This window comes from Cruoricaptor ignavus, from assembly GCF_014961145.1.
In the GTDB taxonomy this organism is placed as follows: Bacteria; Bacteroidota; Bacteroidia; order Flavobacteriales; family Weeksellaceae; genus Cruoricaptor; species Cruoricaptor ignavus.
Genome location: NZ_CP063145.1, coordinates 1,378,478 through 1,389,664 on the forward strand (window position 1 = coordinate 1,378,478; position 11,187 = coordinate 1,389,664).

The 11,187-nt window shown below is 51.0% G+C and carries 8 protein-coding genes; 5 read left to right on the forward strand and 3 right to left on the reverse strand.

All coding sequences use genetic code 11. The features are described from left to right. Positions 1-30 precede the first annotated feature (30 nt). Together IMZ16_RS06740 and IMZ16_RS06745 are read right to left on the reverse strand one after the other, a co-directional pair. Positions 31-1,590 (reverse strand): SGNH/GDSL hydrolase family protein, encoded by a 1,560-nt coding sequence (locus IMZ16_RS06740; RefSeq protein ID WP_193439402.1) that lies wholly within the window; start codon positions 1,588-1,590, stop codon positions 31-33. A 12-nt stretch (positions 1,591-1,602) separates the two neighbouring features. Beyond that, a complete protein-coding gene (locus tag IMZ16_RS06745) occupies positions 1,603-2,835 on the reverse strand; it encodes an OmpP1/FadL family transporter (RefSeq protein WP_193439403.1) in 1,233 nt (410 codons plus the stop codon). A gap of 442 nt (positions 2,836-3,277) precedes the next feature. Between IMZ16_RS06745 and IMZ16_RS06750 the strand changes: the two genes are divergently transcribed. The 4 genes from IMZ16_RS06750 to IMZ16_RS06765 are packed head-to-tail and all read left to right on the forward strand — an operon-like array spanning position 3,278 to position 8,983. Then, positions 3,278-4,528, forward strand: coding sequence for a PSP1 domain-containing protein (locus IMZ16_RS06750; protein ID WP_193439404.1), 1,251 nt, complete (start codon positions 3,278-3,280; stop codon positions 4,526-4,528). After that, positions 4,515-4,994: a gliding motility lipoprotein GldH gene (locus IMZ16_RS06755; protein ID WP_193439405.1), complete on the forward strand. Its 480-nt coding sequence runs from the start codon at positions 4,515-4,517 to the stop codon at positions 4,992-4,994. The genes IMZ16_RS06750 and IMZ16_RS06755 overlap by 14 nt, the downstream gene beginning before the upstream one ends. A gap of 10 nt (positions 4,995-5,004) precedes the next feature. After that, a complete protein-coding gene (locus IMZ16_RS06760) occupies positions 5,005-7,404 on the forward strand; it encodes a transglycosylase domain-containing protein (RefSeq protein WP_193439406.1) in 2,400 nt (799 codons plus the stop codon). 37 nt (positions 7,405-7,441) lie between these two features. Then, positions 7,442-8,983 carry a protein adenylyltransferase SelO gene (locus IMZ16_RS06765; RefSeq protein ID WP_193439407.1) on the forward strand — a complete coding sequence of 514 codons (1,542 nt, stop codon included), beginning with the start codon at positions 7,442-7,444 and terminating at the stop codon, positions 8,981-8,983. Positions 8,984-9,073: 90 nt separating this feature from the next. Here IMZ16_RS06765 and IMZ16_RS06770 read toward each other — a convergent pair whose 3' ends face one another. Next, the gene (locus tag IMZ16_RS06770; RefSeq protein ID WP_073179927.1) at positions 9,074-9,622 is read right to left on the reverse strand and encodes an SPOR domain-containing protein; all 549 of its coding nucleotides are present in this window, start codon (positions 9,620-9,622) and stop codon (positions 9,074-9,076) included. 183 nt (positions 9,623-9,805) lie between these two features. On the opposite strand from IMZ16_RS06770, the gene IMZ16_RS06775 reads away from it, so the two are divergent. Beyond that, positions 9,806-11,173: a c-type cytochrome gene (locus IMZ16_RS06775; RefSeq protein WP_193439408.1), complete on the forward strand. Its 1,368-nt coding sequence runs from the start codon at positions 9,806-9,808 to the stop codon at positions 11,171-11,173. Positions 11,174-11,187 lie beyond the last annotated feature (14 nt).

Consider the following 11,187-nt stretch of genomic DNA (forward strand, 5'->3'; position numbering starts at 1 on the left):
CGGGCCGGTATTGATCATAAGCTGAATAGATTAAGGAAATTCCACGCCGGAATACAGGTTTGCATCCACAAGGGGAAGGTTGGAACGGTATTTCTGGTTGATAGCCTTCAGGAATTCATTGGCCACCATAGCGTAGCCCTTGCCTGTGAGGTGTATACCATCCAGAGAGAAGGTGCCTCCCGTCACGAAGCCCGCGTTGTAGCGCACGCCGTTCCACACAATGCCGGACTGGCTGTTCAGCCTGTTCATCAGAGAATTTATGTCAACAAGAGCCAGCCCGTACTGATTTGCGAGGCTGCTGATCGCAGCGTTGTATGCGGCGGTCGCTTTGTTTACATTTTCAATCTCTTTCGCCGTTAGGGAGAAGTTGTCCCCCAGCGGGAAGGTCACCCCTACGATAAATTGGGTGCCTGCCGTAGGCGCCGCATTGGTCATAGCATCCTTCCCCAATACGGAGGACGAGGTAAGAGTGAGTAGCTCCCCGCTCTTCGCGTGCCTTGCTTGCCCGAAAACCTTGCCGAGCATCGCCGCCTGAGCTGCCGGTACGCCAGCCTGCGTAAATGCCGCGGTAAGCTGCGCAGAGAGGTCCGCCAGAGCGTTATCCACAATCAGAACTGGGTTGGCTCCGGCTGCTGCGAGGTTTACTCTGTCGCCCTGCCCAAACGCTGTGAGCGCGGCTTTCAGGTTCTTCAGCAGGGCACTATTCATCTGGGTAGCCTGAGCTTCGCTGAGGTTGACTGCGTTATAAGGCACTCTGGTGAAGAACGGCGTGGAGGTGATGGACGGGATATTGGCAATTACGCCTTTCTCCGCTCCGGCAGATTTCATTCCTTCTATAATTATCTTAATAGAACCCGCCACCAGCTCCGGGGAGGAGATGTCGTTGGCTTTGTAAAGTTTCGGATCGGTGCCTGTCTGTACGGTAGCCGGTGCGTGGTAGGTTTGCCCGTTCACGCTTACGGGGTTGGTACCCCCATTGCTGGCGTAGGAAAGCACATCGTTATTGCCGATCCAGAGGGAGAAGAAGGTCGGCTTCTGAGCTATGGCATCCTGCAGCACGCTAGCGTTTGGCGAGGTGGCGAAGCGTACGAAGTAAGGGTTTGCGGTACCGCTCGCCAGCCCGGCGGCGCTTCCGTATCCCGGGGCAATCAGGTGGTAAGATTTCGCGCCCGGAACGCCCATATTTTGGTAAGGTCCTCCAGAAGCCACATTATCCAGATCGCCACCCGCCTTGGTAGGCACCGGCGCGAGCGCCCCGTTTGCCGACTGGAGCATTAGTTTTCCGGCAATGCCCAGATTGGCGAAGCCGCCCGTTTCATTAGGCATCAGCGGCAGTTTAAATTCTCCGCCGCCTGCGGCTTTCATCTGCATAGCCATCAGGTTGGGATAGCTTTCCTGCTGCGCGGTGGCGTAGAGCGCATTGTCCCTGTAGCCGGAGGTCAGCGAGTTGCCCAGTGCTACATATTTGCTGAAATTAGCATCTCCTGCTGTGATGAGGATGTCCTCCACATCATTATCGAAATCGTTCTTGCAGCTCATCGCGGTGGCAGCCAGTGCCACGGCCGCTGCCCATATCGTTATTTTTTTCATCAGACAGTTATTTTACAGGTTATAGCGGAGCCCGAGGCCGAAATAAATAGCTTTCATTTTTGCCTCTCCTACGAAATTTTGATAAGTGTTGTTCACGGTGCGCGGTTCGCCCAGCGGCATGCCCACGGCTGCATCCAGCCCGAAGCCGTTAAAGTTCATCCCGAAGCCGGCGGTAAGCACATGCAGGTTGAAGGATGGAGTTTCCGGGATGAAGTATTCATCATCATAAGGCGTCTCATCGAAATAATAGCCCAGCCTGCCGGCAAATTTCTCATTAAACTGATACTCCGTACCGATGCGCAGGGTGTGGGCGTTGTGGAAGTTTTTCGGTACTGTCAGGATCGTCGGGTCCTCCGGGTGGTTGCCCAGCGGCGCCTGCTCGAAGTCGAGCGTCAGTGCGCTGTATCGGTGCCAGCCGTGGTAGTTCAGGTCTGCGGAAACCTTCCACTGCGGAAGTATGCGGTAGGTAAGCCCAATGGTGTACTCCTCCGTGAGCGGCAGGGTGGCGGTGAACCTATCCTGCCCGTTCTGATCCAGCCCCACCACGGAATAGACGGATGGCTTTATGTTGAAGGCCACTACGCCCTCCTTCGCCTTCATGTCAATTGGCGAGCGGTAGGAGGCGCCCGCCTCAAATTTATCATTCGGTTTAAAGTAAAAACTGATGCCGTAGCCGTGGCCTTTAGCCTTCTCGTCCTTTATGTTCATATTCCCGTTCAGCAGCGTCACGGCGCGCGTCCAGTCCACCAGGCCTTTGGAGTAGATGTAGCTTGCGCCTACGGAGACCTCCGGGGAGAGCTTCACTGCGAGCATCGGCTGAAAGTAAAGCGCCTTCAGTTCCATACGCTGCACGATTTCCCTGCCTTCCCAGTCCTCCGGCCACTCCACCACGCTGCCGTAAGGCGTGGTAAAGCTGAAGCCCAGTGATACCTTGTCATTCAGCTTGTAGGCGAGTGCGGCATACGCAGGCGTACCCAGGGGGTTGTCTGTATCAGTTTTGGTTAAGGTCTGCGGATTCTGGAAGGTCACGGTATTTTTGACCCCAATACCTCCGGCAGCCACGCTCAATTTTGCTGGGATAAAAGAAATACCCGCCGGGTGGAAGAATGCCACGCTGGCATCCTCGGTGTGTGCACTGGTGTGTGCCATCGCCAGCTGCCGCACGCCCTGCAGCGAAACGCGGAAGCCTCCCGCGTAGGCAGAAACGCCGGAAAGGAGAGCGATGCTAAATAATATTCTTTTCATATGCGCTTGATTTTTTTTCAAATATAAAATATTTTCTAAAACAAATGTTAATTTTTTAAAAAATTTACAAACGAAATTTATTTTAAATATTCGTTTAATTGTAAAACTTGGATGTAACCTTCTGATAATAAGTAAGTTAATTATGAAAAACAATTTATTAAATATTTATGTTTAAAATAATCATTTTGTAGTTTTTGTTTAAGATATTCCCTCAAATTGGTTTGAATTTAGAATATAATCTCTATATGCTGTTTATGTGTTTAGTAAATGTTTAACGGTTTGTCTGTGTTTTCGTCCAAAGCAGGTTTAAAAAACCTTTACCAGAGATTTGGAATTTTGACAAAGCTCCCGCTATCCTTACCCTGAAACTGAAAACTCATCCTTAAACTCATTCTTAATCCTTAAATTAATAACTTTGCAGGAATTTTATTAAACAGAAAGTATGAGTTGTGGATGCAAGACATCCGGCGATTCCGCGCATTCCTGCGGCAGTAGCGCGGGCGGCTGCGCCAGCGTAGATACCTGTGGGAACAGCTATAAGTTAAGCGTTTTCGACTGGCTTGCTGGCATAGAAAGTCCTGGCAATACCCCGGAGAACGACTTCGTGGAGGTACGCTTTAAAAACGAACGGAAATCTTTTTTCAAAAATGTGAACCGCCTGCCGCTCCATCCGGGCAGCATCGTTACGGTGGAGGCAAGCCCGGGACACGATATCGGCACTGTAAGCCTTACCGGAGAGCTGGTGAAAATGCAGATGAAACGCAAGAAATTCCCGGAAGTACAGGCATTGAAAATCTACAGAATTGCCAACCAGAAGGATGTGGAAATCTGGCATGAGGCGAGAGCTAAGGAGGATTATATAAAACAGCAGGCGAAGAAAGTCGCAGAAGCACTCGGGCTGGATATGAAGATTACAGATGTAGAATTCCAGGGTGACGGCACCAAGGCGACCTTCTACTACACTGCCGACAGCCGCGTGGATTTCCGCCAGCTAATCAAGGAGCTGGCGCTGGCATTCCGCATAAAGGTAGATATGAAGCAGATCGGCTTCCGGCAGGAAGCGGCGAAGATAGGCGGAATAGGCTCCTGCGGCAGGGAGCTGTGCTGCTCCTCCTGGCTTACGGACTTCCGCTCGGTGAATACTAACGCGGCACGCTACCAGCAGCTGAGCATCAACCCGCAAAAGCTTGCGGGGCAGTGCGGCAAACTGAAGTGCTGCCTGAACTATGAGCTGGATTCCTACCTGGATGCCCTGCGGGATTTCCCCTCCTCCAACGCTAAGCTGGATACCGAGAAAGGCCTTGCCTACTGCATTAAAATCGATGTATTTAAAAGAAAAATGTGGTTTACCTATGCGGATAATTCCTTCGCGTGGTACGATCTGGATGCCCCAAAGGTGAAAGCGCTGCTTGCTGAGAATAAAAAAGGGGTAAAGAGCCCGCCGCTGGAAGACCTCGCTTCGCCGCAAAGCCTTACGCCAAAATCTGCCGACCTCATCCAGGAGGATAGTGTGGACAGGTTTGAGAAAAAGCGAAGCGGGAAGCGCAGCTCTAAAAAAGACCGAAAGCCCGCCGCTACTAAACCGCAGCAAAATATCCGTAAAGATGGAGAGAGCGGTGAAAGGCGCCCGCAGAACAAGGGGAGGAAAAATTTACCAAAAAAACCAAAACCAAATGGCGATGCAGGCGCGTAAGATATTCCCCACCCTGCTGGTGGCCGCTGCGGTAGCCATCCCTGCGGCTTGCTCCCGTATGGGCGGCGATGTCTACATGAACAGTGTAGAAGGCTCCTGGCAAAAAGAAAGCGCGCAGGTTTTCAATTTTGAAATAAAGGACGCGCAGCAGCCTAAAAACATTATATTTGTGGTCCGGAATAATGAGGATTATCCCTACAGCAACCTGCGGGTTTTCAGCGTATTAACGAAAGAAGGAGGGAAGGCGGCAACGCCTGATACGCTCAATTTTATCCTGGCAAAGCCCAACGGGGAATGGGTTGGAAGCGGCTTTGGCGCCGTGAAGGAAACGCTCTTCCAATACAGAACGAACTACAGATTCCCGGAAAGCGGCCGCTACCGGCTGGAAGTAAGGCAGGCAATGCGCAGGGATACGCTGCCGGGCATAGAGGATTTTGGAGTAATGATAGAAAACACAAAACCGTAGAAACATATTTATGGCAAAAATAAATCAGCCGGAAGGCACGCCGAAATCAACCTTTCCGCTGCCGCGGAAAAAGAAAAAAAACACCGGATGGAGGTGGTGGGTCAGCTTCATCTGGATCGGTCTGCTGGCAACGGTGCTCGGGATAGCGGCCCTATTTTTTGGTGTGTCTCAGGGTTTTTTCGGCGAAATGCCAGACACCGAAGAGCTGGAAAACCCAGACATCTATGTGGCTTCCACGATCTGGTCGGCAGATGGGGTGCTGCTCGGGAAGTTTGAAAAAGAAAAAACCATCCCGGTGACTTACAAAGACTTGCCGCCTTACCTCGTGTACGCCCTGGAGGCTAAGGAGGACGAGCGCTTCCGCGAGCACTCCGGAATAGATATAAAATCCGTAGGCCGCGCGGTATGGTTCCGGGGGAAAAGAGGCGGCGGCTCCACGATTTCTCAGCAGCTGGCGAAGCTTCTCTTCACGGGCACGGCATCTCAGAATCCGCTGCAGCGCGCCACGCAGAAACTCAAGGAATGGTCGGCAGCAGTAAGCCTCGAGAAGCGCTATACCAAGGAAGAAATCATCACCCTCTACTTTAATAAATTCGATTTCCTTTTCAATGCGAAAGGCGTGGAGATGGCTTCCCGAATTTATTTTAACAAACATACCAACGAACTCACCCTGCCGGAGGCGGCAACCTTCGTAGCAATGCTGGAGAACCCGCGCAAAAACAACCCGATGCGCTATCCGGAGCGTGCCAAAGACAGGCGCGATGTGGTGCTAAGCCAGATGCTCACTACCGGATACATAGACCAGCAGACCTACCAAAAGGCGGTGGAAACGCCAATAGTAACCGACTATCAGCCGGTGAAGTCTGTGGAGGAAGGGTATTCCGCATATTATAAATTTTATCTTCGGCAGGAAATTAACCAGTATTTGAAGGAATATGAGCGCAAAAACGGGAAACTGCTGAATATTTATAAAGACGGCTTAAAAATCTACACCACGCTGGATTCCCGCATGCAGCGCTACGGCGAGGAGGCTGTTAAGGAGCACCTTACCGATCTTCAGCGCAGATTTGATGCGGAGCAGCGCGGCAGGAAGAACAGGCCATTCTACGGCATCAGCGAAAAAACTGCTAACGAGCTGATGCTCCAGGCGATGCGCAGGACAGGCCGTTACAAAATGATGAAGGCTGAAGGAATGCCGGAAGACTCCATAATCCTGGAATTTAAGCAGCCAGTAAAAACCACGCGCTTCACCTGGCAGGGAGAGGAAGAGGTGGAAATGAGCCCGTGGGATTCCATACGCTACCACAAGCAGATAGCTCAGGCGGGGCTGATGTCCATGGTGCCGGGCACAGGGGAAATAAAAACCTGGGTGGGCGGTATCAACTGGCAGCACTTCCAGTACGACCATATTAAACAGGGTAAAAGGCAGGTGGGCTCCACATTCAAGCCGTTCGTGTATGCCACTGCTATTATCAACCTCGGGATGACGCCCTGCAGCACCGTTTCCAATGCCACTTACCAGAAAGGAAACTGGCGGGTTCTAGGCTCCGGCGGCAGCCTTACCCTGAGAGATGCCCTTGCTCATTCCAAAAACCCTGTTGCAGTGCGCCTTATCGAAATGGCATCGCCGAAAAAAGTAGCAGAACTCTGCCGCGACCTGGGCATTACCGAAGAAATCCCCAACCAGTATCCGGTAGCCCTCGGCTCCACAGACATCACGATCTACGAAATGGTGGGCGCCTACGCTACCTTCGCCAATTTTGGTAACTATACAAAACCGCAGATGCTGTGGCGGGTGGAGGATGCCAACGGGAGGGTGATAAAAGAAGTGCAGCCGGAGGTGCGCGAAGTGATGAATGAACTGTATGCCTACACGATGGTAGATCTGATGAAAGGTGTAGCCGCCTACGGTACGGCATCAGGAGAATTGAGGAGAAGAGGAGTGTCTGCAGACATCGAGATCGCTGCGAAAACCGGTACCACGCAGAATAATTCCGACGGGTGGTTTATGGGAATGGTGCCGAATCTCGCCACCGCCGTGTGGGTAGGCTGGGAGGACCGCGCCACCCACTTCTACAGCACCGGAGAAGGCCAGGGTGCGAAAATGTCCCTACCGATCTGGGCTATTTATATGAAAAAAGTCTGGGCGGATGAAAGCCTCGGAATAAAAAAAGATGATAAATTTATAAAACCGTCCGACTGGACGGGTGATTGTGACGCTCTTCGAGGACTGCGGGGCGGCTACGGAGACGAAGGCCAGCTACAGACGCTCGATCAGCTGAAAAACCCTGAACCTGTGAGGCAGCAGGAGGAAAAACCTTCATCTTCCAGGCCGAAGCCTGCACCGAAACGGGAGGAGAACCTGAACGAAACGCTGAACCAAGGCTCAGATATAGATTTTAACAATTAAAAAACACCTACCTTCCTCCGCGGAAGGTTTTTTTAAAATGAATTTAGAAAAGATCTCACAAAATTTTACCCAAGAATTTCCCGGAGACAAATCTGGCAGCCTGATGCCGCGGCAAACCACGGGATTGCTCTATTCTCTCGCATCGCCCGCAGGCTTTCCCGATGCACGGCTGATTCATTTGAATGAAAAGCTGGCAAATGAAATTGGTTTAGGAACATTTGAAAATCAGCAGGATGAGGATTTTCTGAATGCCAATCTCTCCCCAGCATTCGCTAAAAAATCCTATGCCACCGCTTATGCCGGCCATCAGTTTGGCAACTGGGCGGGGCAGCTGGGCGACGGCAGGGCGATATTCGCCGGAGAAATTGTGAATGATGAGGGAAAAGCAATGGAGCTGCAGTGGAAGGGCGCCGGCGCCACGCCCTACTCCCGCCACGCCGACGGCAGGGCTGTGCTGCGCTCCACCGTGCGGGAATACCTGATGAGCGAGGCTATGCACCACCTGAATGTGCCCACTACCAGGGCGCTGAGCATCAGCCTGACAGGGGAGGATGTGGTGCGGGACATTATGTACTCCGGGCAGCCTGTGGAGGAGCCCGGGGCGCTGATGGTGCGCACGGCGCCGAGCTTTATCCGCTTCGGCCACTTTGAATTTTTATTCGCCAGCGGGGAGGCGGGGCTTACGGCAAAGCTGGCAGATTACATCATAGAAAATCATTATCCTGAAATTTCTTCCGGCGGTGCGCAGAAGTATCTGGATTTCTTCTCTGCAGTCTGCAAGCGTACGGCGAACTTGATGGCGGAATGGATGCGGGTGGGCTTTGTGCATGGGGTGATGAATACGGACAATATGTCCGCACTGGGGCTTACGATAGATTACGGCCCGTTTTCGATGCTGGATGCTTTCGACCTTGCTTTTACGCCCAACACTACGGATTTGCCCGGCAGGCGGTATGCCTTCGGCGAGCAGCCGAAAATCGCACAGTGGAATCTCTGGCAGCTAGCCAACGCCTTGCACCCGCTTATTAACGATGGGGAGGCTCTCCAGGAAATTTTGGATAATTTTGGTGGATACTTCTGGAACAGACACGACCTGATGATGGTGAAAAAATTCGGGTTGGACAGGCTTACGCAAAGCGACCTGCAGCTGTTCAACGCGTGGCAAGGCGTATTGCAGCGGCTGGAGCTCGATTATACGCTCTTTTTCCAGAAGCTGGAGCGGCCGGAGGCGTTCGGCAGAGAGGAGCTTCAGGCGATTTCCTATAAAAAGCTTACGGATACGGATTTTGCAGAATTTCAGGGAGTGATGAATGATTACCAGAAGAGGCTGAGCTCTGCGAGAATCACCAGAGAGGATTCTCTGCGCAAGATGCGGGCGGCAAATCCGCGCTTTATCCTCAGAAATTATCTCCTGTTTGATGCGATTGAAAAACTGACCGATGGCGAGCGCGCACCATTTGATAAACTTTACAGCGCGCTGCAGCGGCCTTATGAAAATATCTTCCCTGAGTTCAATCAGAAACGGCCGGCTAAATATGAGGGTGTGCCAGGGTGCTCGTCGCTTTCCTGCAGCAGCTGAGATGGTGAGGTATGGTGGATGAATGATGGCGGATCAGTTGCTGTTCTGGCTTAACCTCAAGCTGATCGTCAGCCTCGATCCCGACCTACATCATTTCGCTTCCACGCAGAAAATACGGTACTGCACGGCGATGGCGCCGGGATAGGCTTTGCGTATTCTGCTGAGATCAGATGAGGCGCTCTGCTTTGTAAAGTAGCTGCCCACGAGAATCTTGTAATTTGGCCGCAGGGAGGCATCTACTTCCACTTTCAGGCTGGGGAACTGTCGCCGTATATCTGCTTTTATTTTATTTGCCTCATCATTACTTTTCACCACCGCTGCCTGTATTTTATAACCGAGGATACGAGGGTTCTGCTGGCAGATTTCCGCATTGGTAAGCTCGCGGTTTGCTACTCGGCGTACCGCAGGCGCCGGCGGGCTGTAGGTTCCGTAGGCCTCGTTTCTCCCAGTGTTTCTGGAGCTTGATTTCGAAGTAGCGCAAGTGTTTTCCATACTTTCCAGGGTTTTGCTCACCTCGGCATCCATTAAGATAGTAAGCGGGGTGCCGGCGATGGTGTCTTTCTGAACCACGAGCTGCGCGCTGGAGGGGATTGCTGAAAAAAGAACTGCGAGGATGCAGAATCGGTAGATAAACTTCATTGTAAAAATTTGGGCAAAAATAATATAATTCGAAATTATGGAGCGGTGTCTTATTTAGAATTTGTATAAATTATAATGAGTTGATAAATTGCAGTCGGGATTGCATTGTTAAAAGATCATAAATACCTTACTTTTGCGGAATTGAATGTGTACTCGTTTATTTTTAACACAAGACTATTCTAGATGATAAGTTGGAGAAAGCATTACAAAAGTGCCCTCGTAGCTCTCGGGATGCTGCTTTCGGCAGGTGCACCGCTGCACGCCCAGGAAGGCGATCCAAAAAAGGGTGAGCAGCTCTTTAAGACAAACTGTACGGCTTGCCACGCTTTAGATAAGCAGCTGGTAGGCCCTGCTTTGGAGAAGGTGGAGGAGAGGCTGCAATCGGAAGCCGGTGTGGACAGGGACTGGCTGCATAAGTGGATCAAGGATAATAAGGCGCTTCGTGAATCCGGCGATAAATATGCCAATGAGGTTTATGAGAAGTATAACAAATCCGAGATGCAGCAGTTCCCGAATTTATCGGAGCAGGATATTGATGACATCCTGGCTTATACTGCCAACCCGCCGGCTAAAGAAGAGGCTGCTGCAGGCGAGGAAAAAGAGGATGCAAACTCCCTGAAAGCCATAGAGGATGCACAGAAGAATAGTGTGAACTCACGCATCGTAATGGTTTCATTATTTGTAATTGCCGGGCTTCTTCTCTGGCTGCTTATAAGGCTCCGAGAGTTGGTGAAGCTGCAGAGAGATGAGACGCTGGATGTGCTGCAGGAAGGCAGAGTGAGGAATTTCGGGGAAATATATGAGAAGTATAACCCAGTCTTTAAGGGGCTTCTTGGTCTTCTTGCGCTGCTCGCGCTTTACGGAATCTGGAATTCCCTTATGTGGATAGGTGTTTATAAGGGCTATAAGCCTGAACAGCCGATATATTTCTCGCACAAGATTCACGCTGGTGAGAATAAAATAGACTGCCAGCTTTGCCACTCCGGTGCGAAGTATGGCAAGGTTTCCGAGATTCCTTCCCTGAATGTATGTATGAACTGCCACAGAAATATTTCTGAATATAACGGTAAATATATGGAGCCCGGCAAGGACAAGGCTTTCTACGATGCGGAAATTCAAAAGATTTACGAACATGCCGGGTGGGACCCTGCAACTCAGTCTTACACAGGTAAAGCCAAGCCGGTGCAGTGGGTGAGAATCCACAATATGCAGGACTTCGTATATTTCAACCACGCGCAGCATGTGGTGGCAGGAGAGAAGACAATCATTGATGGGTTTAACAAGAAAAATCCTAATAACCAGATAGATATTGTCTGCAAAGCTTGCCACGGAAAAATTGACACGATGAATGTGGTGCAGATGGCGAACGACTTTACAATGGGTTGGTGTATAGAATGCCACCGAACTACAGAGGTGGATATGAACAACGGCTACAACCAGGCGTATTTCTCAAAACTGCACGAAAAGCTTAAGAAGCAGTATCCTAAAGATGGCGGCAAAATTACCGTTGATGCCATCGGCGGACTTGAGTGTGGTAAATGTCACTATTAATCTTATATAAAAAT

What these genes read in the sequence shown, in the direction of transcription:
- IMZ16_RS06740 (WP_193439402.1), bottom strand. Translation starts at nt 1,590, where the DNA reads ATGAAAAAAATAACGATATGGGCAGCGGCCGTGGCACTGGCTGCCACC.
- IMZ16_RS06745 (WP_193439403.1), bottom strand. Translation starts at nt 2,835, where the DNA reads ATGAAAAGAATATTATTTAGCATCGCTCTCCTTTCCGGCGTTTCTGCC.
- IMZ16_RS06750 (WP_193439404.1), top strand. Translation starts at nt 3,278, where the DNA reads ATGAGTTGTGGATGCAAGACATCCGGCGATTCCGCGCATTCCTGCGGC.
- IMZ16_RS06755 (WP_193439405.1), top strand. Translation starts at nt 4,515, where the DNA reads ATGCAGGCGCGTAAGATATTCCCCACCCTGCTGGTGGCCGCTGCGGTA.
- IMZ16_RS06760 (WP_193439406.1), top strand. Translation starts at nt 5,005, where the DNA reads ATGGCAAAAATAAATCAGCCGGAAGGCACGCCGAAATCAACCTTTCCG.
- IMZ16_RS06765 (WP_193439407.1), top strand. Translation starts at nt 7,442, where the DNA reads ATGAATTTAGAAAAGATCTCACAAAATTTTACCCAAGAATTTCCCGGA.
- IMZ16_RS06770 (WP_073179927.1), bottom strand. Translation starts at nt 9,622, where the DNA reads ATGAAGTTTATCTACCGATTCTGCATCCTCGCAGTTCTTTTTTCAGCA.
- IMZ16_RS06775 (WP_193439408.1), top strand. Translation starts at nt 9,806, where the DNA reads ATGATAAGTTGGAGAAAGCATTACAAAAGTGCCCTCGTAGCTCTCGGG.